We start from the raw sequence: 20,516 nt of genomic DNA, 5'->3' as shown, positions 1-20,516 counted from the left end.
TTAGACAACGGCAGGGTACAGGGTGCGGGCGATCATCTCGGCAATGTCCCAGCCTTCTTGATCGTCGATGTCGGCGGACTCGCGCCGGGGCGTCTCGAACATTGTCGGCCGCGTACCGATGCGCGCCCGGGTGGCGGCAAAACTCTCGGCACTAAAGATATAAAGATTGGAATTTTCCTCGAACCAGGCTTCTAGATCCTGGGTGCGCAGAAGTTTGTCCGGATCGTGATTGACGGGGCTGCCATCAGCCCGGTAGAAGCGCGTCTGGAAGCGGTTGACTGCAAAGAGCGAATCGGCGCGACCGGCGGCTTTGGCTTGCTGGTAGGCGGCAAGTGCCCCGCGAATGGTCTGGGCGCTCAGTAGCGGATTGGTCGTGTGGGTCATGAGATAAATATCGGCGGGCACATTCGCGACATCGTCTTCGAGTACCAGGTTCATGCTCACAAAATCGCCGCAGATCTTGGCTTTGCGATCGCGAATCAGGACTCGCTGGGAGTTCACCAGACCGTGTTCGGCCAGGATCGCCCGCGCGTCGGTGTTGATGACGACCTGGTCCACTTCCGGCATAGACAGGAGCGTATCGAGGATCCAGCGAAACAACGGTTTGCCGTTGAAAGCCCGGAAGTTTTTGCCCGTCACCCGGGCGCTATGGGCTTTCATGGGTAGCAGAGCGACGATCGACGCGGGTGGCGATGGCGGCATGGTTCTCTCCTGGAGGGACAGCCGCGGGGGTCGGACCGGCGGGCTTGCCCGGGTAAAAATAGCGTTCTTTTTTGGCCTTGGAGAGTTTCTGGTGTTCGTGGTTGCCACGGTAGGAGCCCCAGAACTGCATCAGGCGGAACATGAAAATCTCGCCGGCCAGATCCCCCAGCCGCCCCTGAACCAGGGCGCGGGTGCCGTCGAGCCACAGAGCGCTCAATAGATACCGGCCAAAATCAAACAAACTGATGTGTACCTCCGGCAGGATGTGCTGTAGGGCAATCGCCTCGCGCTCGTAGCGTCTGCGCACCTGCGCCCATGATTCGTGGTGGTGGTGGATCACCGGCGCCTCCGCCACGTAACCGACGCGCAATCCGGCCGTATACAGGCGCTTGGCCAGGTCCATGTCCTCCAGACCGGTGAGCGCTTCGTCGAAGCGGTAGCGCTCCCAGACAGAAGCAAGCAGGGCGGCATTGGCGTTGTTGCAGAAAAACCCCTCCTGGGGAAGGCAGCTGGTGGACGCAAAGAACTTGGCAAACAGTTGGTGCTCGCTGAAGCGGGTCGCTTCGCCTCCGACCTGGCGACCGTAGCACAGGGGCATCTGCTCACTCACCGGGGCCACTAGGTTGGCAAGCCAACATTCGTGCACGGGGATACAGTGCCCGCTCACAAACACCAACACCCGGCCATGGGCTGCCGCGCAGCCGATATTGAGCGAGCGGCCAAAGGAAAACTCGGCTTTAGGAATAAACTCCAACCGGCAGCCGTGGGCGCGGGCGATAGCGACGGTGTCGTCGGTCGAGCCTGAATCGACGACAATCACCTCACAGGCAAATCCATCGGTGCGCTGGGAGGCGACGGCTCCGAGCAACTGCGGCAGATAGCGCTCTTCGTTGAAGGTGCGGACAATGACACTCACCAACATGGGCTTTTCCGAACAAAAAGCGGCATTTAGTTGAAGACGATCAAGGCAGCCTGCCGCCGCTGTAGCCCGATTCGACCAGGAAAATACCCGCGTAGAGTAATCCTGGATCTCAATGTCCGCCAGGCGAGGTGAAACACTCTCAAGCCGTGGGGAGAGAAGGGGAGCGACCGCAGACGCCGGGAGAGCTTTTTGACTTTCATGTCAGGAAAACCTGACCATCCCGGAGCCCATCCACAAGCATTGTTACAGATTTTGCGCAAACAGCATCACTGTATTGGCGTGATTTGGCCCGCTCGCCGAGGTGCAAAGCCTCCCGGGCCAGGAGCGAGGCTACAGGCTCTCAAGCTCCAGACGGCAGTGCAGACGCCGCCCACACCCACCAGGTTCACCGGTGGGGAAAAATCGGCAGAAGGCCGCTACCGATGAGCTAGCATGACGTGCGATGCCAGGGAAGATGCCAATGCGTGTTCTGATTACAGGGGGGGCAGGGTTTATCGGATCGCACCTGTGCGATCGGTTGGTCAAAGCCGGAGACGAAGTAATTTGTCTGGACAATTATTTTACCGGGGCGCGCACCAACATCGCCCACCTGCGCGATTGCGCCAATTTCGAATTTATCCGCCACGACGTTACCGAACCGATTCGCCTGGAGGTGGACCGGGTGTACCATCTGGCCTGTCCGGCTTCTCCGATCCACTACCAGTACAACCCGGTCAAGACGGTCAAGACCAGCGTGCTGGGAACCCTTAACATGCTGGGCCTCGCCAAGCGGGTCAAGGCGCGCATTTTGCTCGCTTCGACCTCCGAAGTTTACGGCGACCCGCTGGTGCACCCGCAGAACGAAGATTATTGGGGAAATGTCAACCCCGTGGGCATCCGCAGCTGCTACGACGAGTCGAAGCGCCTCGCGGAGACCCTGATGATGGATTATCACCGCCAGAACCACGTCGACATCCGGATTATCCGCATCTTCAACACCTACGGCCCCCGCATGAACGAGGGGGACGGGCGGGTGGTCAGCAACTTTTTGTTCCAGGCGCTGCGCGGCGAGGCGCTTACTATCTATGGCGAAGGCAAACAGACCCGCAGCTTTTGCTACATCGACGATCTGGTGGAGGGGATGATCCGCCTGATGGACAGCAACTATATCGGCCCGATGAACGTCGGCAATCCGGACGAATTTACGATTCTGGAACTGGCCAATCAGGTGCGCTCCCTGGTCGACCCGCAACTGCCGGTGCTCTTCAACCCGCTACCGTCGGACGACCCGCGCCAGCGCTGCCCCGACATCGGCCGGGCGCGGCGGATTTTGGGCTGGCAGCCGACGGTGGCCCTGGGCGAGGGGCTCGCGCGCACAGCGGCGGATTTTCGCGCCCGGCTGATGCAGCATGCGTGAACCGGTGCCCCCGGCCTTTGAGCATTTGAGCCTGGCGGAGCGCATCTTTGCCACGCTGGCGCTGATCGAGCGCCGGGGCTTCTGCGTCGAGTTGGGCTGCCTGGCGGGGTGGCTGGTGGGCGGAGCGGTGGCGGCGGGCGAACTGCGCGCCGCCGTCGAGCGCACCGAGGGCCTGCACATCAGTGGCGACCTGGTGCACACCGACCGGCTCGATCCGACTGCGGTGCGCCGCGCCCTGGAGCGCCAGCAGGCCCACCCGGAGGCCGCCCGTCGCTGGTGGTCCACAGTCGAAGCGTACGTCGAACAGTTGGTGTCGCACTGCCCACAGATCCGCTGCGTGGCGCTGGCAGGCTCGATGGCCGCGGGCGGCTTCGTCGAGACCGACGATGTCGATTTCAATTTGTTTGTCGAGGACGACACCCGCTACACCACCTACCTGCAGGCAAACGTGATCGCCCTGGGTTTTAGCGCCCGCCACCGCAGGCGGCCCACCGACGCCCACACCCGTCGGCCGTTTTTGCCCAAGCTCATGAGCATCAACGTCATCTGGGCCGACGGTGAAGTGCGTCCGTTTGTGCGCCAGGACGGGGCGATGGCGTTGGAGCTGTTTTTGAGCCGACCGCTGTGGGGGGACGATTACTACCGCAGTGTGCTGGGTTGCAACCGCTGGCTCGATGGCTATTTTCCGCAATTTGGGGCAGCGGATTTTTTGTGCCCGGCAGCCCGGTCGCACCGGACGAGTCCCTGGTGCCGCTGGCGCGAGCGCTTCAGCTACGCCGCCGCCTACGCGGGCTGGCGGTGGGTGATGTGGACGCGGCGGCACAACCCCGAAGCCCTGGCGCGCGTCGAACTGGTGCGCAAGTACCAGCACCCCTACGCCCTTTTCGGTTCCTCCGACGCCGGGGGCGGGGTAGACTGCGTAAAGTAACCCGCCAGGTGCTCGGATGGCTCCGCTGGTCTGCAACTACTACGTCACCTACAAGTGCAACGCCCGTTGCCACTTTTGCGATATCTGGGCGCTGACGCCGCCGCCGGAGTCGAGCTACCAGACCATTTGCGCCAACCTGCGCGATCTCAAGCGCCTTGGAGTCAAGTACGTCGACTTTACCGGCGGCGAGCCGCTCCTGCGGCCCGATATCGTCGAACTTTACGCCGAAGCCAAGCGCCTGGGCCTGATGACCACCCTAACCACCAACACGATCCTCTACCCCAAAAAAGCCGAGGCGCTGCGGGGGTTGGTCGACTTTTTGAATTTTTCTTTGGACGGTCCCGACGCCGCTTCCCACAACCAGTCGCGGGGGGTGGACATCTTTGAGCGGCTGATCGAATCGGTGCATCTGGCGCGCGCTCTGGGCGAGTACCCGACGCTCAACTTCACCGTCACCGCCCAAAATTTCGCCCGCATCGGCGAGGCGGCCGAACTGGCCCGCGGCCTGGAGGTGCGCGTCTGGCTCAACCCGGCTTTTACCGCCCACGAACATTACAACAGCGCCAAAAATCCGACACCCGAGATCGTGGCGGCCATCCGCGGCGCGGCCGAGGGCTACCGGGGGACGGTGGGCTACAACCGCGCCGCCCTCGCCTTGATCGAAGCCGGGGGCAACGACACCGCCAAACCCCGCTGCAAAGCGGTCGATGCGGTGATCGTCATTTCCCCGGACGACAAGTTACTGCTGCCTTGTTACCACTTCGCCCAGCACGCGGCTCCCATCGGCGGTCGGCTTTACGATCTCTACACCGAAGGCGAAAAAGTCCAGGAGTACCGGGCTTCCCAGGGCAAGCTCAAAGTCTGCGAAGGCTGCACAGTCTGGTGCTACTTGATCCCGAGCTTTTTCAAGGGACTCGACCGCTACACGCTCCTCAACGGCTTCACCTATGCCGACGAGTTCTTTTCGCGCCGCCGGGGGCGGCGCGGGGTGGCCGCGCGAGCGGTGCTACACTCAAATTAACAATTCATTGCCCGCCGGTATGCCTCTGCTCAACCTGGTGCTCGACAACGGCAGCCGCTTTGTGGCGGATGTCGAGAAACATAGTTCCATCGCCCTCTGGGCGCCCCCCGAGGGTGGCATCGAAGGCAACTACCAGCGCCGGTTGCGGGGAATCGGCTACCGCACGCAGATCATTACCGCCAAGGGATTGGGGGATATTTCGCGTTTTTTGCTCGAGAGCCATGGCGTTCGCCCGGCCCATCTGGGCAAAAAGGACAAGCGCGTATTTACTTTGCCGCCGGAACTGGCGATCTACATGGACACACTGCCGGCGAGCGCCAAAGGTTTCGTGCTCTGGATCATCGAAGGCAAAGTGCTCTCGCTTTTTGAGCTGGAGTCTCTGGTCGGGCTGCCGGCGGCGGTCCCGAAACTGAAAGTGATCGTCGAGGTGGGCAGCGACTACAACATCCGCTGGATGCCGCTGGAACAGGCGGTGTCCAAGATGGCGGAGGGGCGTTAGAATACGGACGTGGAATGCCTGGCCCGTCCCTATGGTTCTTTAGCTGCCGGTAGCTGGTTCAAGCTCATTGGAGGAGCCAGTCTCCAGAATCTTCCGACCCTGTCCAATCTGGCACTTGTGTACACCCTGGCCGGGGCGGACTGCATCGACGTCTCCGCCGATCCGGCGGTGATCGCGGCAGTCGGTGAGGCAATGGTCCATGGTCACCGTTTGGCGGGCTTCTCCCCGGATGCGGGGCCGTTTTTGATGGTGAGCCTCAGCGATGGAGACGATCCCCATTTTCGCAAGGCCCATTTCGATGCCGAGCGCTGTCCGAGCGACTGTCCGCGTCCCTGCCTGCGCATCTGCCCGGTGGACGCCATTGCCGCGGGCGGCATCGAGGCCTTGCGCTGCTACGGTTGCGGGCGTTGCGCACCGGTCTGCCCGCTGGGATTGATTGAGTTTCGCGCCTGGCAGGCCGAGGTGGCCACCATCGGTGCGCTGCTTGCGGACTGTCCGGTGGATGCCGTCGAGATTCACACCCACCGGGGCAACCTCGAAGGTTTCAAGCGGCTGTGGAGGGGGCTTGCGCCCGTGTTGCCCCGCTTGAAGCTGGTGGCGGTGAGCTTTCCCGATGAACCGGGCATGCGTGAGCACTTGGCGGACCTTTGGGAGGTGATGCGCGCCGGTCCACTCTCGGATGCCGCCCGTTCGCACATCGTCTGGCAGATAGACGGCATACCGATGAGCGGCGATCTGGCCCGCGGTACGGCCAGAGCCTCGGTGCGCTTTGCCCGCGAAGTGAGTACCTGGCGACTGCCGGGGTATTTGCAGCTGGCGGGGGGCACCAACGACGCGAGCGTCGAACTGGCCCGGGCCGCCGGGCTGGCAATAGGCGGCATCGGCTACGGTTCCTATGCCCGCCAACTGGTCCAGGCTGAGACCGAAACGGGTCCGCTCGCCGAGGAGCCCGAGCGCTTGCGACGGGCCGTGGAGCAGGCCCGAGCGCTTGTCTGCCAACTCAAACCCCATCTTCAACAGGAGGGTGCCGCCCCATGGCTTACGACGACACCGCAACTTCGATGAATCACAACGAAATGCGCGTCACCGACGACCTGGAGAAGCTTCTGGCCATCCTGCCGGTACCGCTGCAGGAGCGTCTGCACGCCCACGAGCGCCTCGACGAACTGGTCGAGGTGGTACTGGATCTGGGACGGCGGCCGGAGGCGCGCTTTCGCGAAGGCAGCGATTATCTTTCCGAGATCCCGGTCACCCAGGACGAACTGGACGGGTGCACCGCCCGGGTGGGCGAATTTTCCGGCGACAACCGCGCGGGCATCGAGCGGACCCTCCACCGCATCAGTGCGATGCGCAACCGCCACGGCAAAATCATCGGTCTGACCTGCCGGGTGGGCCGGGCGGTCTTCGGCACCATCGGCATGATCCGCGATCTGGTCGAATCGGGACGCTCGATTTTGCTGTTGGGTCGCCCCGGCGTCGGCAAGACCACCGCCCTGCGCGAGATCGCCCGCGTGCTGGCGGACGATCTGCACAAACGCGTCGTGATTATCGACACCAGCAACGAAATCGCCGGCGACGGCGACATTCCGCACCCGGCCATCGGCCGGGCGCGGCGCATGCAGGTGGCCCGACCCGAGTACCAGCACCAGGTGATGATCGAGGCGGTCGAAAACCACATGCCCGAGGTGATCGTCATCGACGAAATCGGCACCGAACTGGAGGCCCTGGCGGCGCGCACGATCGCCGAGCGCGGCGTGCAACTGGTCGGTACCGCCCACGGCAACAAGCTCGATAACCTGATCAAAAATCCGACCCTAAGCGACTTGATTGGCGGCATCCAGACGGTGACCCTGGGCGACGAAGAAGCGCGCCGCCGCGGCACCCAAAAAAGCGTGCTCGAGCGCAAGGCGCCGCCCACCTTCGAGATCGCCGTCGAGATGCAGGAGCGCTACAAGTGGATCGTCCACAAGGATGTCGCCGAGACGGTCGACTACTTGCTGCGCGACCGCAAGCCCCTGCCCGAGACCCGTGCCCTCAACGGCGCCGGCAAAGTGAGCGTCACGCGCGAACTCTCCGAGGCGGAGTGGGACGAACCGCTCACCACCCGCACCGGCTCCTGGCACAGTCCGGTGCCGGTGGTGCCTTTGGGGGCGATGGAGATGGAGGCCGATTTTGACGGCAGCCGCGTGCGCATCTATCCCTATGCGGTCTCGCGCAGCCACCTGGAGCGCATCGTCAACACCCTGGGCTACCCGGTGCTGCTCACCAAAGAGATCGACGAAGCGGACGTGGTGCTCGCTTTGCGCTCCCATGTGCGCGACAAGGGCAAAATCGCCGCCGTCGCCCAGAACCGCCAGATCCCCGTGCACACGGTCAAGGCCAACACCATCCCCCACATCACCCGGGCGCTGCGGCGCATCTTGCAGATCGACGAACCCGGCATCCCGGGCGATCTGGACGCCGGTTTATTCGGTTCGCTCGATTCGGAGGACGAACTGGAGGCGATGGAGGAGGCCCGCCTGGCGGTCGAGCAGATCGTACTGCCCAAGGGCCAGCCGGTCGAACTTTTGCCCAGAGCCCCGCACATCCGCAAGATGCAGCACGAACTGGTGGAGCACTACCGGCTCAAATCCGAGAGCTTCGGCCAGGAGCCCAACCGAAGGCTGCGTATCTATCCGGAGTAAGTCCCAGGGGACTGTCAAGGGCGGATCTCCGCACCTGCGGGGGTCCAGCCCAGCTGTTATATTGGCAAAAAAGGCTGGGGAGTCACCAATGAGCGAACTTGCCAACTACGGGCCTGGTGCGATCCGGGCCGCTTACTCCGGGGACTACGGCTTTCGCACGCCTCCCCCGGACCTGCCCTCTTTGCTGCTCAACGAGCGCATCGTCTATCTCGGCACCCCGATTAACGACGTGGTGGCCGAACTATTGATTGCCCAGCTGCTCTATCTCGAGTCGGAGGACAACGCCAAACCGATCGAGATTTACATCAACAGCCCCGGCGTGGCCGGCTTCGAGACCAGCGCCTTCGCGGTCTACGACACGATGCGCCACGTGCGCATGCCGATCAAGACCATCTGCTTGGGCCTGGCGGGCGGCTTCTCGGCGCTGCTGATGGCGGCGGGCACCAAGGGTCAGCGCATGAGCCTGCCCAATTCACGCATCATTCTTTACCAACCCTACGGCGGTGCGCGCGGCCAGGCCACCGACATCAACATCCGCGCCCAGGAACTCCTCACCACCAAGCGCACCCTCAACCAGCTGCTGAGTATCCATACCGGCAAGACCGTCGAGCAGATCGACAAGGACACTGAGCGCCTTTTTTACATGTCCCCGCAGGAAGCCGTTTCCTACGGCCTGATCGACAAGGTGCTCGAACCGAGTGCGAACAAGCTCGCCAAGCTCAAAGCGGTCGGCGCCCCGGTCTAGTTGAAGCCACCTCAAAGGAGATTTGCCATGCCCATCGGTATTCCCAAAGTTCCCTACCGCCTGCCGGGTGGCCAGAGCCAGTGGATTGACATTTTTAACCGTCTGGCCCTCGATCGGATCATCTTTTTGGGCCGCGAGGTCGACGACGAAATCGCCAATGCGATCATCGCCTCGATGCTCTACCTCGACTCCGAAGACCCCGAAAAGGACATCTTCCTCTACATCAACAGCCCCGGCGGTTCGGTGTCGGCGGGGTTGGCCATCTATGACACCATGCAGCACGTGCGCGCCGACGTTGCCACCATGTGCGTGGGTCTTGCGGCGAGCATGGGTTCCTTTTTGCTCACCGCAGGCGCCAAGGGCAAGCGCACCAGCCTGCCCCACTCGCGCATCATGATCCACCAGCCCCTGGGCGGCGCCCAGGGCCAGGCCACCGACATCGGCATCCAGGCCAAAGAGATCCTGTACACCAAAGATCGCCTCAACCAGATTCTCTCCGAACGGACCGGCCAGCCTCTCGAGCGCATCGAGCGCGACACCGATCGCGACTTTTTCATGTCCGCCGAGGATGCCAAGCAGTACGGCCTGATCGATCAGGTCGTCCAGCACCGCCCGGTCTGAATCTGTGTGGCAGTTGATTGAAGATGGACCGTGGAGCCGCTGGCAGTGCAATTTGCTCTGCGATTGGCCCCACGGTTTTTTCACGCGCCACGCCCGGGGGGCGCCCCCGGGCGAACTGGCCTCGGCCCTTGGCTTGGAGCCGCACAGAGCCTATCGCCTCAAACAGATCCACAGCGCCCTGGTGCACCCGACGCCGGTGGAACCGGACGCATCGGGGGATGCGCTTTGGACCGGACGGGCGGGTGAATCGGTCTGGGTGGGAAGCGCCGATTGCACGCCGATTTTGCTGGCCGACCCGGTTTCGGGGACAGTCGCGGCCATCCACGCCGGTTGGCGCGGCACCGCCCAAGCCATCTTGCCCTTCACGATCGAGCAGCTGCGGCAGGCGGGGGCGGATCCGGCGGACCTGCTGTGTGCGATGGGGCCGGCCATCAGCGGCCGGGCTTATCAGGTCTCAGAACCCGTCGCTTTCGAGGTGACCGGCACGGTAAAGCAGGCGGAACTGGCTTTGCTGCCGGACGCTGAGCTTGGGAAGGTGCGCCTCGATGTGCGCGAAGTCAACCGCCAGCAGGCGTTGCAAAGCGGTCTGCGGGCCGAGCGCATTGCCATCTGTCCGGCCTGCACATTCAGCTCGCCCGATTGGCTCCACTCCTACCGGCGCGAAGGGGGGGGCAAAATTCAGTTCTCAGGCATTGGCCCGGGGCTTGCGGTCTAACGCCGGTCGGGCGACGACTGCGGCCTGGACCGCTCCGCTTCCTGCCTTGACCAAGGCGGCGGCGCAGCGCGCCAAGGTCGAGCCGGTGGTACAGATGTCGTCGACCAGCAAGACCGGTCGTGCTGCAGGTGCAGCACCGACAGCAAAAGCCTGCTCCAGTTCTCGGGCCCGCCGCTCGGGGTCGAGCCCGTGTAAAGCGGGGGTGGCGACGATCCGCCGCAGCCCATGGGGCCGATAGATAAACCCGGTGCGCTTGCAAAAGGCGCGGGCAATGCGATCCGCCTGGTTGTAGCCGCGCTGGGCCTGCCGACTCGGGTGCAGGGGCACAGCCACCACCTGAAAGTCGTGCGGCGGCTTGTCTTGATTCAACCACCAGCGCCCAAGGCGCTCTCCTAACCAATCACCCAACTCCGGCCGCTGTCCGTACTTGAGCACTTCGAGGGCGCGTCGAAGCGCACCGGTGTAGCTTCCCCAAGCATGAACACGTACAGAAGCGCAGATTTCTACCGGCGACTGCGGACGGCGGCACTGCTCGATGGCCGAACCGCAACCGGCGCACAGATAAGTGCTGGCGCGCCGGTCGCACAGAGGGCATCGGTGAGAAAATAGCCAAAGTTTCACAAGCATCAGCGCGGCTGCCCGTTCAATCTAGTTGGCCCTATCTTTTACGGTCCCCGGAAGCCAGTCTGCCGAGCGAAAATTTTTACCACACAGATCTCTAACCAAATGGCGACGCTCCCCTAGCAGAAGCAAGCTAGCCTAAAATTGTGGGGACAAGATTAGTGTAGGGCGGACGATGGGACTTGAACCCACGAATAGAGGATCCACAATCCTCTGCCTTAACCCCTTGGCTACGCCCGCCGCGGTCGGCCATTTCCTATGCTACCACTGCTCTCCCCTAGTCCCGCAAGGGTCGCATTACCAGATGTTAACTGCTTAGTGAACAGGTGAAGAAGCCAGTGTATAATGCTACATTAGAAGATTGCAGGATGTGCAGTGCAGAACGGGTGAGGTCAGCCGTTAACGGTTTCCAGAGTGTCCTTCAAGACCAGGATTTCGTCACGGTGAGCCTGGATGACCAACTTTGCGCCCTGGGAGGTAGCGACGATTCGGGCAACCACTTGTTCGGGACGTCGGGCTCTGCTCCAGTAGAACAGCCCCGCCAGGGGACTCAGCAGGGGCAACAGGGCAAAGGCCCATCCCCCTGCAGGCAGCAAAACGGCAAGCACCAGCGCCAAGCAGATCAGACCCAAAAGCGCAAGGAGCGTCAAAAACACGGCCAGAAAACGGCTTGGGGCGACCACGCCCGAGAAGACCAGACGGCGCTCCTGCTCCTCGACCAAGCGGTAGGACCGACCTTCGAGGTAAGCGCGCAGAGAGTGGGCGAGTTGCTGCGGCTGGGAACTGAAGTCCAATTCTGCCTCTTCGGTACGATCTTTGACCGAGGCGCGCAGGAAAAAGAACAGTCCCACCAGCATCAGCAGCGTCAGCACAAGGGTCGAGAGGATGGTCACCTGCTGCATGGCTACTATTATCGCCCCGGGAAAACCGTTTTGCCCAGTCACCCGCTTGTTTAGACAAAGTCTTTTCTTGGACTTGATATTAGGGGTATAATAAAATTTGAGAGGTTAGAGAGCAATTGAACTTAAGCACATGCACTCAAGATAGAGATTTTTGGCCGGTCTCCCCCGGCCCACAGTCGGGGAATGCAAAGCAGGAACACGGCGGGCCGCTTCGATGGTCTAGACAGATAGAGCGATGGCTCCCACGGGTGTGCACCAAACCGTTTCCAGTTTCCCCGGTTTGTTTTCAAGGCAATCACGTTACCGAAGGTTGAACGAAAAATGCACATTGTCGATATCGATAGAATGGCGACCCCGGACGAGCTGGAGGGGGGTCCGGACCCGGTGCTTGATCCCCAGACGCTCGAAGCCTTTGTGCAGGTGGACATCACTGACGAACGTCCGGCTCGCCCGGGTAGCTCCACGGATCTGGTGCGCGTTTACCTGCAGGAGATCGGCCGCGTGCCGCTGTTGGGTCGCGACGAAGAAGTCGAACTGGCCCAGCAGGTCCAGAAGCTCATGAAGCTCACGGCCCTCAAAGAGTCGCTCCAGACTTCTTTGGGCAGCGAATACAGCGACGAGCAGTGGGCCGAGGCGGCCAAGGTCGGCCTGTTCGAACTCAAACGACAGGTGCTGGCCGGCAGCCGGGCCAAAAAGAAGATGATCGAGGCCAACTTGCGTCTGGTGGTCTCGGTGGCCAAAAAGTACCAGAACCGCGGTCTGGAGCTGCTGGATCTGGTGCAGGAGGGCACGCTTGGCTTGGAGCGGGCGGTCGAGAAATTCGACCCGACCAAGGGCTACCGCTTCTCGACCTACGCCTACTGGTGGATTCGCCAGGGGATCACCCGCGCCATCGCCACCCAGTCGCGCACCATTCGCCTGCCGGTGCACATCACCGAAAAGCTCAACCGCATCAAGAAGACCCAGCGCAAGCTTTCGCAGAACCTGGGCCGCACGCCGACCATCTCCGAAATTGCCGAAGAACTGGAAATGGAGCCGGCCCATGTGCGCGAGTTGATGAGCCGCGTGCCCCGCTCGGTCTCGCTGGAGACCCGCGTGGGTAAGGACAAGGATACCGAACTGGGCGAGTTGCTCGAAGCGGAGGAGGTCTCCCCCGAAGAGAGCGCCGTCCAAGAATCGCTGCGCCGCGACGTCAAAGAGCTGCTCGACGATCTGACCCTGCGCGAGCGCGATGTGATCACGATGCGCTACGGGCTATTGGACGGCCGCACCTACTCGCTCTCTGAGATTGGCCGGGCTCTGGATCTCTCGCGCGAGCGCGTGCGCCAGATCGAATCGAAGGCGCTGCAGAAATTGCGCCAGCCGCGCCGGCGCGCCAAGGTGCGCGATTATCTGGAGCTGATGGAATAAGCCCTGCGCTCAGGGTGTTACATTGAGGGCCGTCCCGTCGGGCGGCCCTGCTTTTTATGCTCAAATGCGACACCCTCGAAGCCTCCTGCGGTGCTCCGCAGGCCACCGTGTTTATGCTGCACGGCCGGGGAGCCGATTGCACCGACCTGGTGCCCCTTGCTGAAGCTTTGGAACTACCGGGGGTGCGCTACTGCTTCCCGAACGCCCCGTTCGGCGTCGAAGGCTATAGCCCTGGCAGCCAGTGGTACGCTTTCGGCCCGAAGCACGCCGAGGGGGTAGCCCAAAGCGCCGTGTTGCTCAAAGCGCTGGTTGAACGGGAGCGCGAAGCTTGTCCACAGTTGCCCTACGCGTTTATGGGCTTTTCGCAGGGGGCGGTGATGGCCCTAGGTGCCGGTCTCCTTTTCGAGCCGCCGCCCGCTGCGATCGTCGCCCTCAGTGGATATCTATTCGAGCCTGAGGCGCTCTGGGCGAAGCGTCCCCGGGATCTCGCCCCGCCGGCTGTCCTGATCGCCCACGGCAGTCAGGATCCGATCATCCCGGTGCGGGCCGGCCAGGCCGCCGCCGCCGCCCTGGCCGGTAAAGGTTTCCCGGTGCAGTACCACGAATTTGCCATGGGACATCAGATCAACCAGGCCGAAATCGAGCTTGTGCGGGACTTTTTGCAGCACACCCTCGGTCTGAGGGCGGGTAAAATTCAGTAAACCATGCCTCAGGCGGCCTGCCGACGCGCTGATTGCGGCGCGATTGGCCGGATTTGCGCGCCTACGACCCGCTCGCCGCCGCCCGCACTCTGAAAACTCCAATGCTCATTCTCCAGGGCGAACGCGATTACCAGGTGACCCGCACCGATTTCGAGCTTTGGAAACAGGCTCTGGCTGGGCGGTCGAACGTCAAGTTCAACCTTTACTCGCAGCTCAACCACCTGTTCATGGCGGGCGAGGGCCAGATTTTGCCCTCGGAGTACCTGACGAGCAGTCACGTCGTGCAGGTTGTCGTCGATGATGTAGCTGATTGGATCACAAGCTCGGCCGGCAAACGGCCTTAAAACATCTTCTTTGTTGGTCTCCAACCGCTGCTCACGGTCCTTGCCAGTACAGCTGGGCTACACCGGTCATGTTGTCTTCGCCGTACCCCCGGCTCATCGCTTCGCCAAATACGCTTCGGGCAGCTTGGGTCAGCGGAGCGCGCGCCCGGTGCGCTGCAGCCATATTCTGCAAGTAACCGAGATCTTTCTCCATCAGGGCGCTTGGAAATAAGGGCGCGTAATTGCCCACTGCCATAGCGCTTGCGGCACCTCTGGCCGCGGGGCTGCAAACGGAGGTCGAGCCAATGATTTCGACAGCCCGGACCTCGTCGATCCCACAGTGGCGCAGCAGTGCGATCAGTTCGCCCATGGCCGCCACCTGTACTCCTAACAGGGCGTTGATTGCAAGCTTGACGGCAGCCCCGTTGCCAAGCGGTCCGGCGTGGTGGACTGTCCCACCCATGGCGTTTAGTATCGGTCCCGCCTTCGCAACCGCACCGGCGTCGCCGCCGACAAGAAAAATCAGCTGCCCCGCCTCCGCCTGGGGCCGGGAGCCCGAGACCGGAGCGTCCAGCAAAGTCTTCCCCCTTGCCTGGAAGTGTTCAGCAAGCTCCTGCACCCCGGCGACACTCAGCGTCGAGCTTTCGATGGCCACAGCATCTGCCGGAAGACCTGCAAGCGCCCCGGTCTCAAAATCGAGCCAGACGAAGCGCGAGGCCGCGTCGTCGCGGACCATGCAAACGGCAAAATCGACTTCCTCCACGGCCGCCCGAGGAGTCTGGGCGGCTTTTGCTCCCATTTCGGCTAGCGGAGCGGTTTTCTGCGAATTGCGGTTCCAGACGGTCACTTGATGACCTGCCTTCAGTAGCGCTGCGGCCATACGCGAGCCCATGGCACCCATTCCCAAAACGGCGGCTTTCGACATGTGCTTGCTCCGTTGCTTCTCGAAGCCATCCTAATCCTGTGCATGCAGACAAATAAACTAGGATCCAAGCATTGTATTCGTGCAGCTAATGCAGCAATGGAAACCGAAGCGTTGCGTCTGTTTGTCGAGGTGACCCGTCGCGGCAGCTTTGCCGCCGTCGCCAGAGACCGCCGTATCGATCCGTCGCTGGTGTCGCGGGCGGTGGCTTCGCTGGAGCACGATCTGGGTGTGCGTCTGTTGCAACGCACCACCCGGCGGCTCGCCCTGACCGAAGCCGGGGAGCGCTACCTGGGCCGCATCGAGCCTCTGGTGGACGAACTGGACCGCGCGCGCGAAGCAGTCCTGGTCCTCAGTACCGGTCCTATCGGCACATTGCGCCTCACTGCCTCGGTGGCTTTTGGTCAAAGATGCCTGGTGCCGCTGCTGCCGCAATTGCGCTCGTCATTCCCGCAACTCAGGCTCGAACTGCTGCTCACGGATGCGAAGCTCGATCTGGTAGGCGAGCGCATCGACCTGGCGATCCGCCTGGGACCTGCGGTCCCGGGCGACGGGGTCCGCGTCAAATGGTTCGACACGCACTACCGAGTGTGTGCGAGTCCGGCTTATCTGCAGCGGGCACACTCCCTGCGCGATCCCGCCGAATTACCTGCCCACAGGTGTCTACTTTTTGCCCTGCCGGAATTTCGCTCGCAGTGGCGCTTCCGGGATGCCGAGGGAATCGTGAGCGAAGTGCCCGTCGACGGCGATATCGTCATCTCCAACGCGCTCGCGCTGCGTGAATGTACCCTGGCGGGCATGGGACCGGCGCTGTTGGCCCACTGGCTCATCGACGAAGATATCGCCCAGGGGCGGCTGGTGGACTTGTTTCCGGCGTATCGGGCGAGTGCGACGGATTTTGAGACTGCCGCCTGGCTGATTTATCCGAGCTGGACCTTTCTGCCCTACAAGGTGCGGGTTGTAGTCGACTTTTTGAAACAGTACCTCGCGGAACTGCAGCCAAGGCTTGAATGATGTCGAATCCGCAGAGACAGGCGCGCAAAGGCTCGGCAAGAGAACTGCCGACCCTCCGGCTTACCGGGTTGCTCCCGGCCTTGACCGCCACCGCCCCGGCCATCGGCAAGCTTGCCGTATCGTCCCCAGCCAAGCTTCTCGGCGCAGTTGCCACGCAAAGCGTGCACGCACCGGAAACGTCCGCCCATCCCACCCACCGAACCCTCCCGCCCACCGGGCCGTCGAGTCCGGTGGGGTGTCGGGAGGGGTACACCCGCGAGGCGGGGAGGCGGGGAACCCGAAGGGGGTCCACAGACTGTCTTGCCAAGCACCGAATGGTCATAGCAACGCTTCGATGGCGTTGCACGCTCCCGCGACGCCGTCTTCGCTCTGGATGCGGCTCGCCACCGCTGTCGCTTTTTTAAAAGCCGACTGGTCCTGCACCAACTCTCCGAGGGTGCGGGCAACGCGCTTCCCTTCGTAGGACCGACGGGCAATAACGCGGGCCACCCCAAGGCGACGGGCGCGTTCGGCGTTGTCGGGCTGATCGTGGCTGAAGGGTACAACCACCATCGGTCGACCGGCGCGCAGGACTTGGGCGGTGGTGCCGATGCCCCCCTGGTGCACAACGGCGAGGGAACGCCCGAACAGCTCCGAATAGGGCGCGTACTCGCCCACATGGATGCGCGAAGAGGCGAGGTCGGGAAAATCGATTTTCGGATTGCGGCCCACCAGCAGCACTGCCCGCAACTGCAGCGCCTCCGCTGCCGCCGCGCTTTCTTGGTAGAAGTTCCCCGCAACCCAAACAGCGGCCGACCCCAGGGTGAATACGACGGGCGGCTCCCCGGCATCGAGAAACTGCGCAAGCCCCGCGTCCAGGCCGCTCTGCCCCGGTTCGGCGCGGTCATAAAAAGGAAACCCCGTCACCTGCGTTCTGGGCGGCCAGTCCGGTTGCGGCTCGGCCAGCACCCGCGAAAACCAGGCCAGTGTGCCGTGGGGCGAAAAGGGGTGCATCAGCGGGTGCCGCTCGCTTTTGGGCAGGCCGGCCCGGCGGCGCAGGTTCTCGATCGGAGCAAGCCAGCCGTCGGCCACCCCCTCCAACAGCCGAAATAAAACGGCGTAGGGAAGCGGTCCGAGAAACCTTAACTGCGCAAGCCAGGGTGCGATCGGCAGCACCGGCGGGTCGTAGCACGACAAAAAGCCCATCGGCTGCAGGCCCACCGACAGCCACCGGATGCCCAGCTTCTGCGCCACAATCGGCACCGCGAAGGCCAGAGGGTGACCGACAATCAGATCCGTTCCGTCGCAAACCGCGAGCAGGCTCTCGTAACTTTGCTCCAGATAAGGCAAAAACAGCGAGCGCACCACAAATTCGGTACCCGTGCGCAGATCCATCGATCTGCGGATAGCCTGCGGATCGTCTTCGAGCAGACCCAGATCCGGGGGCACCGGCTGAAAGGCGATCCCCTCCTCCTCCACCCTGGCGCGGTAGTTCTGCGAAGTGGCGAGCACGACGTCATGACCACGCCCCTGCAGACCGAGGGCGACCGCCAGGAACGGGTGCAGATCCCCCAGCGAACCGTAGGTGACCAGGACAATCCGCTTAATCACTGGGATAGCTGTACAACGACGTCAACTCCATTTATACGGATTCTTATTATCAAGGTGCAATCTGTCAATCCAACACGGGGCAACGGAGATTGCTGCTCTTTCCAGGTTCTTCACAATCGAATGCTTAGCTGGAAAAAACAGCGAAGTCGAGAGTTCGGACTTTGCCGACCGAAGCCTGTGGCCCGCGGCGCACCCCGAGCGCGTGTCCGGGTTCGGGCTACACCCACCAGCACTTCAGGAGTTGAGAAGCTGATGAAACGCGCATTGCTGACGGTTGCCCCGGCAGTGGCATGGCTGGCTCTATCCGCCGCTGCCAGTTTTGCTGAACCTGCCCCGATTGTCTATTCGGGCGAGATACAGACGAGATCCTGGACGGCCGGCGAACTTTTTCTGGTGCGCCATCCCTACACGAACGTGCTTGAAAAAAGTGCGCGGGTGCAGGTCCCAGGCAAGACTATTCAGGAAATCAAAGATCTGCAGCGCACCCTCAGAGAGCAAACGAGCACCCGCGCCTAGCTGTTGTTGAATCAGGACGCGGCTTTTTGCCCTGCTTTGAGCAGCAAGTCGGGGTAGCGGTAGCTGTAGTAAAAATAGCGGGCGTCGTCAAAAGGCTGCAAATTCCAACCTGCCTGCTGCACCCTCTGGTAGTAGGCGAGAAACTCCTGCAGTTCCTTGCGTACCTCTTCATCGAGGGTTTTCTTTTGCTCCAACAGGGCGCCGCGCTCGGCCTGCTTGGTGGAGCCGACGGCGCGCTTCAACTTGAGGTTGGTGTTCTCGATTTCGGCCACCGACTCGTCGATTTTGTAGAGCAACGCCCGCGAGGCTTTTTGGGCGTCGCGCTCGGAGGTAACGGTGATCTGCCCCTGCAGCGGGGTGCGCACTTGCACGCTGCCATCGGAACAACCCACCACCAGCGCCAGCACCAGCGGCGCCACCAGATACCCCAACCGCATAGGAACCTTCAGCAAAAAACCTTCAGGATCCTAGCAGGAAAAGATTCACCGAGGCCCAGAACAAGCCATCCACCAGCAGCGTGCTGAAGACCGCACCGCCAAAAGCCCACCAGTGCAACTCCCGCGAACGCGTTGCCCACGTGGTAATGGCCATCAGCACCAGGCATGTCCCGGCGGCCGTCACAGCACCCAGAGGGGTGTGCATCTGCGCAAGAGCGGCGGGCAGCACCCGCACCAGATCGACGCCGCTGTCCTCGGCCACCATCATTCGCTCCCACCAGGGCATCAAGCCCACCGCCATGCAGTAAAAATCTGTGATGCAGGTGCCCAAGAACGAACCGAGAAAAAACAAACTGCCCACCCGGAAGTAACCGAAGGCCAGGGCCGCCAGGGCAATGGGCACCGGAATCGCCTCCACCGGCAGATGCAGCATCGGGTCGGTGCGCAGCCAGCCCCAGTACAGGCTGCCCGCCCACCAGCTGAGCGTAAAGCCGAACAACAAGTCGCCCCAGACCTGAAAGCGCGTGCGCGCCCACAGCCACAGGCTGAATCCCAACCAACCCAAAGTCGCAAGCAAACTCACCGCCGGGGCGACCCGCACCAGGGGCGCCTGGAAGAACACCGGCACCGACACCAAAAAGACCGATACGGCAAACACCTGCCAGCGGGAAGGCTGCAAAGCGAGCGGAGCGGCGACGAGGCGGTCGAGTAGGAGCACGGGCTTTACAGGTTGGGGTCTTTCGTAACCAAGCTTAACATTGGTCTCACGTTCCAGCGCATCGAATCTGTTGTCCGGCGGCGGGATAGTGTCCGGCGTCATCTAAAAAGCGCCGCTGGACCGGGGCCGCAGGGATACTGTACCGCATCCCCTCCCCGGGTATGCGATGGATCGGCGGCACCGCTTCGCTTTACAGGCAGAAATATGGGTGGCCGACCACCTGGCGGCGCAGGGAGGGCTGGTGCTCGCTCGGCGCTGGCGCTGCCGGGGGGGCGAGATCGACTTGGTAGTTCGGCTGGGTGGGGTGCTCTGCTTCGTCGAGGTCAAAGCCCGCGGGGGCAACAGTTGGGACAGCGCCGGATGGGAGGCGGTGGGGGCGGTCAAACAGCGGCGGCTGCTTCTGGCCGCGGCGCTCTTCCTGGCTGCGCACCCCGAATTGGCGCGCTCCGTGTGCCGCTTCGACGTGGCGCTGGTGGGGCGCGACCCGGGCGGTGGCGTGCGGTTGGTGGCCTATATCGCCGGTGCTTTTGAAGGCAGCGGGCGCTAGGATCGAGCCGCAGCGCTTGGGAGACCCTGATGATCAAGGTGCTCGTGCCTTTGGCGGAGGGCTTCGAAGAAATCGAAGCGGTGACGATTATCGACGTGCTCAGGCGCGCGGACATCGAGGTGACGGTGGCCGCCCTGGCGGACCTCGCGGTGCAGGGTTCCCACGGGATCACCTTGGTGGCTGATACGCGACTGGATGAGATCAATCCCCTTACCTTTGACGCAGTGGTGCTGCCGGGCGGACCGGGGGTGGCCAGGCTGCGCGCCGACGAGCGCGTCCGCAAATTGCTTTTGGAGATGCGCGCCGCCGAGCGGTGGACCGCGGCCATCTGTGCCGCCCCGACGGTGCTCTCGGACGCAGGTCTGCTCGCCGGGGCGCGTGCTACCAGTTACCCCTCGGTACGCCCCGAACTGACCGTCGGCGAGTACCTGGAGACCAGCGTGGTCGTAGACGGGCGGATCGTCACCAGCCGGGGTGTCGGAACCGCGCTCGATTTTGCGCTGAAGCTGGTGGCGCTTTGGGAGGGCGAATCCAAAGCCCAAGCGCTGGCGCGGGCCATGGTGGTCGGCAGCCCCTAAATTC

Annotated in this window: 24 protein-coding genes and 1 tRNA gene; 16 read left to right on the top strand and 9 right to left on the bottom strand. The window is 62.7% G+C overall.

The features are described 5' to 3' along the window. Together GLL_RS19470 and GLL_RS19465 are read right to left on the bottom strand one after the other, a co-directional pair. Positions 1-702 carry an acylneuraminate cytidylyltransferase family protein gene (locus GLL_RS19470; RefSeq protein ID WP_011143764.1) on the bottom strand — a complete coding sequence of 234 codons (702 nt, stop codon included), beginning with the start codon at positions 700-702 and terminating at the stop codon, positions 1-3. Continuing rightward, the gene (locus tag GLL_RS19465; protein ID WP_011143763.1) at positions 647-1,624 is read right to left on the bottom strand and encodes a glycosyltransferase family 2 protein; all 978 of its coding nucleotides are present in this window, start codon (positions 1,622-1,624) and stop codon (positions 647-649) included. The genes GLL_RS19470 and GLL_RS19465 overlap by 56 nt, the downstream gene beginning before the upstream one ends. A gap of 460 nt (positions 1,625-2,084) precedes the next feature. Here GLL_RS19465 and GLL_RS19460 point away from each other — a divergent pair, with 460 nt between their 5' ends. The 9 genes from GLL_RS19460 (at position 2,085) to pgeF (ending at position 10,233) form a co-directional block, all read left to right on the top strand. Beyond that, positions 2,085-3,020, top strand: coding sequence for a UDP-glucuronic acid decarboxylase family protein (locus GLL_RS19460; protein WP_011143762.1), 936 nt, complete (start codon positions 2,085-2,087; stop codon positions 3,018-3,020). Continuing rightward, positions 3,013-3,948, top strand: a complete 936-nt coding sequence (locus GLL_RS19455) for a hypothetical protein (protein ID WP_011143761.1) — start codon at positions 3,013-3,015, stop codon at positions 3,946-3,948. Before GLL_RS19460 ends, GLL_RS19455 begins: the two co-directional genes overlap by 8 nt. 16 nt (positions 3,949-3,964) lie before the next feature. Then, a complete protein-coding gene (locus GLL_RS19450) occupies positions 3,965-4,969 on the top strand; it encodes a radical SAM protein (protein WP_011143760.1) in 1,005 nt (334 codons plus the stop codon). 19 nt (positions 4,970-4,988) lie between these two features. Continuing rightward, positions 4,989-5,468, top strand: coding sequence for an NAD(P)H-quinone oxidoreductase subunit N (locus tag GLL_RS19445; protein ID WP_011143759.1), 480 nt, complete (start codon positions 4,989-4,991; stop codon positions 5,466-5,468). A gap of 9 nt (positions 5,469-5,477) precedes the next feature. Next, entirely contained in the window at positions 5,478-6,533 is a 1,056-nt protein-coding gene (locus GLL_RS19440) for an LdpA C-terminal domain-containing domain (RefSeq protein WP_011143758.1), read from the top strand. 11 nt (positions 6,534-6,544) lie between these two features. Further along, entirely contained in the window at positions 6,545-8,152 is a 1,608-nt protein-coding gene (locus GLL_RS19435) for a R3H domain-containing nucleic acid-binding protein (protein ID WP_011143757.1), read from the top strand. 88 nt (positions 8,153-8,240) lie between these two features. Further along, the gene (locus GLL_RS19430; RefSeq protein WP_011143756.1) at positions 8,241-8,897 is read left to right on the top strand and encodes an ATP-dependent Clp protease proteolytic subunit; all 657 of its coding nucleotides are present in this window, start codon (positions 8,241-8,243) and stop codon (positions 8,895-8,897) included. Between the two features lie 27 nt (positions 8,898-8,924). Further along, entirely contained in the window at positions 8,925-9,518 is a 594-nt protein-coding gene (locus GLL_RS19425) for an ATP-dependent Clp protease proteolytic subunit (RefSeq protein WP_011143755.1), read from the top strand. Between the two features lie 4 nt (positions 9,519-9,522). Continuing rightward, complete coding sequence (gene pgeF / locus GLL_RS19420; RefSeq protein WP_011143754.1) at positions 9,523-10,233, top strand: peptidoglycan editing factor PgeF; 711 nt, start codon at positions 9,523-9,525, stop codon at positions 10,231-10,233. On the opposite strand, the gene GLL_RS19415 is transcribed toward pgeF, so the two are convergent. The 3 genes from GLL_RS19415 to GLL_RS19405 all read right to left on the bottom strand — a co-directional run bounded on the left by GLL_RS19415 (position 10,204) and on the right by GLL_RS19405 (position 11,756). After that, positions 10,204-10,860 carry a ComF family protein gene (locus tag GLL_RS19415; protein ID WP_011143753.1) on the bottom strand — a complete coding sequence of 219 codons (657 nt, stop codon included), beginning with the start codon at positions 10,858-10,860 and terminating at the stop codon, positions 10,204-10,206. The genes pgeF and GLL_RS19415 overlap by 30 nt on opposite strands. 161 nt (positions 10,861-11,021) lie before the next feature. Beyond that, positions 11,022-11,094, bottom strand: a tRNA-His gene (locus tag GLL_RS19410). A 152-nt stretch (positions 11,095-11,246) separates the two neighbouring features. After that, entirely contained in the window at positions 11,247-11,756 is a 510-nt protein-coding gene (locus GLL_RS19405; RefSeq protein ID WP_011143752.1) for a cofactor assembly of complex C subunit B, read from the bottom strand. Positions 11,757-12,077: 321 nt separating this feature from the next. Here GLL_RS19405 and GLL_RS19400 point away from each other — a divergent pair, with 321 nt between their 5' ends. From GLL_RS19400 to GLL_RS23815, 3 genes are all read left to right on the top strand, one after another. Next, complete coding sequence (locus tag GLL_RS19400; protein WP_011143751.1) at positions 12,078-13,166, top strand: RNA polymerase sigma factor, RpoD/SigA family; 1,089 nt, start codon at positions 12,078-12,080, stop codon at positions 13,164-13,166. 56 nt (positions 13,167-13,222) lie between these two features. Next, on the top strand, positions 13,223-13,867 hold the full coding sequence (locus GLL_RS19395; RefSeq protein WP_011143750.1) for an alpha/beta hydrolase: 645 nt from the start codon (positions 13,223-13,225) through the stop codon (positions 13,865-13,867). Positions 13,868-13,968: 101 nt separating this feature from the next. Further along, positions 13,969-14,211, top strand: a complete 243-nt coding sequence (locus GLL_RS23815; protein WP_011143749.1) for a hypothetical protein — start codon at positions 13,969-13,971, stop codon at positions 14,209-14,211. A 31-nt stretch (positions 14,212-14,242) separates the two neighbouring features. Here the strand turns inward: GLL_RS23815 and GLL_RS19385 are convergent, their stop codons facing one another. Beyond that, a complete protein-coding gene (locus GLL_RS19385; RefSeq protein ID WP_011143748.1) occupies positions 14,243-15,115 on the bottom strand; it encodes an NAD(P)-dependent oxidoreductase in 873 nt (290 codons plus the stop codon). A 96-nt stretch (positions 15,116-15,211) separates the two neighbouring features. On the opposite strand from GLL_RS19385, the gene GLL_RS19380 reads away from it, so the two are divergent. Then, a complete protein-coding gene (locus tag GLL_RS19380) occupies positions 15,212-16,126 on the top strand; it encodes a LysR family transcriptional regulator (RefSeq protein ID WP_011143747.1) in 915 nt (304 codons plus the stop codon). A gap of 318 nt (positions 16,127-16,444) precedes the next feature. On the opposite strand, the gene GLL_RS19375 is transcribed toward GLL_RS19380, so the two are convergent. After that, positions 16,445-17,716: a glycosyltransferase gene (locus GLL_RS19375; protein WP_011143746.1), complete on the bottom strand. Its 1,272-nt coding sequence runs from the start codon at positions 17,714-17,716 to the stop codon at positions 16,445-16,447. Positions 17,717-17,968: 252 nt separating this feature from the next. Between GLL_RS19375 and GLL_RS19370 the strand changes: the two genes are divergently transcribed. Then, the gene (locus GLL_RS19370) at positions 17,969-18,232 is read left to right on the top strand and encodes a hypothetical protein (protein ID WP_164929373.1); all 264 of its coding nucleotides are present in this window, start codon (positions 17,969-17,971) and stop codon (positions 18,230-18,232) included. A gap of 11 nt (positions 18,233-18,243) precedes the next feature. On the opposite strand, the gene GLL_RS19365 is transcribed toward GLL_RS19370, so the two are convergent. Together GLL_RS19365 and GLL_RS19360 are read right to left on the bottom strand one after the other, a co-directional pair. After that, on the bottom strand, positions 18,244-18,669 hold the full coding sequence (locus GLL_RS19365) for a hypothetical protein (protein ID WP_011143745.1): 426 nt from the start codon (positions 18,667-18,669) through the stop codon (positions 18,244-18,246). Between the two features lie 22 nt (positions 18,670-18,691). Continuing rightward, positions 18,692-19,387, bottom strand: a complete 696-nt coding sequence (locus tag GLL_RS19360; RefSeq protein ID WP_011143744.1) for a DUF3120 domain-containing protein — start codon at positions 19,385-19,387, stop codon at positions 18,692-18,694. 166 nt (positions 19,388-19,553) lie between these two features. Between GLL_RS19360 and GLL_RS19355 the strand changes: the two genes are divergently transcribed. Beyond that, positions 19,554-19,934, top strand: coding sequence for a YraN family protein (locus tag GLL_RS19355; protein ID WP_011143743.1), 381 nt, complete (start codon positions 19,554-19,556; stop codon positions 19,932-19,934). Between the two features lie 29 nt (positions 19,935-19,963). Further along, positions 19,964-20,512 (top strand): DJ-1 family glyoxalase III, encoded by a 549-nt coding sequence (locus GLL_RS19350; protein WP_011143742.1) that lies wholly within the window; start codon positions 19,964-19,966, stop codon positions 20,510-20,512. Positions 20,513-20,516: the final 4 nt, after the last annotated feature.

This window comes from Gloeobacter violaceus PCC 7421, from assembly GCF_000011385.1.
Taxonomy (GTDB): domain Bacteria; phylum Cyanobacteriota; class Cyanobacteriia; order Gloeobacterales; family Gloeobacteraceae; genus Gloeobacter; species Gloeobacter violaceus.
Note: the sequence above shows the minus strand (reverse complement) of the source record. Positions and strands in the feature narration are given on the sequence as shown.

Coding starts and splice junctions, on each gene's coding strand:
- GLL_RS19470 (WP_011143764.1), bottom strand. CDS start 702: ATGCCGCCATCGCCACCCGCGTCGATCGTCGCTCTGCTACCCATGAAA.
- GLL_RS19465 (WP_011143763.1), bottom strand. CDS start 1,624: ATGTTGGTGAGTGTCATTGTCCGCACCTTCAACGAAGAGCGCTATCTG.
- GLL_RS19460 (WP_011143762.1), top strand. CDS start 2,085: ATGCGTGTTCTGATTACAGGGGGGGCAGGGTTTATCGGATCGCACCTG.
- GLL_RS19455 (WP_011143761.1), top strand. CDS start 3,013: ATGCGTGAACCGGTGCCCCCGGCCTTTGAGCATTTGAGCCTGGCGGAG.
- GLL_RS19450 (WP_011143760.1), top strand. CDS start 3,965: ATGGCTCCGCTGGTCTGCAACTACTACGTCACCTACAAGTGCAACGCC.
- GLL_RS19445 (WP_011143759.1), top strand. CDS start 4,989: ATGCCTCTGCTCAACCTGGTGCTCGACAACGGCAGCCGCTTTGTGGCG.
- GLL_RS19435 (WP_011143757.1), top strand. CDS start 6,545: ATGCGCGTCACCGACGACCTGGAGAAGCTTCTGGCCATCCTGCCGGTA.
- GLL_RS19430 (WP_011143756.1), top strand. CDS start 8,241: ATGAGCGAACTTGCCAACTACGGGCCTGGTGCGATCCGGGCCGCTTAC.
- GLL_RS19425 (WP_011143755.1), top strand. CDS start 8,925: ATGCCCATCGGTATTCCCAAAGTTCCCTACCGCCTGCCGGGTGGCCAG.
- GLL_RS19415 (WP_011143753.1), bottom strand. CDS start 10,860: ATGCTTGTGAAACTTTGGCTATTTTCTCACCGATGCCCTCTGTGCGAC.
- GLL_RS19405 (WP_011143752.1), bottom strand. CDS start 11,756: ATGCAGCAGGTGACCATCCTCTCGACCCTTGTGCTGACGCTGCTGATG.
- GLL_RS19400 (WP_011143751.1), top strand. CDS start 12,078: ATGCACATTGTCGATATCGATAGAATGGCGACCCCGGACGAGCTGGAG.
- GLL_RS19395 (WP_011143750.1), top strand. CDS start 13,223: ATGCTCAAATGCGACACCCTCGAAGCCTCCTGCGGTGCTCCGCAGGCC.
- GLL_RS23815 (WP_011143749.1), top strand. CDS start 13,969: ATGCTCATTCTCCAGGGCGAACGCGATTACCAGGTGACCCGCACCGAT.
- GLL_RS19385 (WP_011143748.1), bottom strand. CDS start 15,115: ATGTCGAAAGCCGCCGTTTTGGGAATGGGTGCCATGGGCTCGCGTATG.
- GLL_RS19380 (WP_011143747.1), top strand. CDS start 15,212: ATGGAAACCGAAGCGTTGCGTCTGTTTGTCGAGGTGACCCGTCGCGGC.
- GLL_RS19370 (WP_164929373.1), top strand. CDS start 17,969: ATGAAACGCGCATTGCTGACGGTTGCCCCGGCAGTGGCATGGCTGGCT.
- GLL_RS19365 (WP_011143745.1), bottom strand. CDS start 18,669: ATGCGGTTGGGGTATCTGGTGGCGCCGCTGGTGCTGGCGCTGGTGGTG.
- GLL_RS19355 (WP_011143743.1), top strand. CDS start 19,554: ATGGATCGGCGGCACCGCTTCGCTTTACAGGCAGAAATATGGGTGGCC.
- GLL_RS19350 (WP_011143742.1), top strand. CDS start 19,964: ATGATCAAGGTGCTCGTGCCTTTGGCGGAGGGCTTCGAAGAAATCGAA.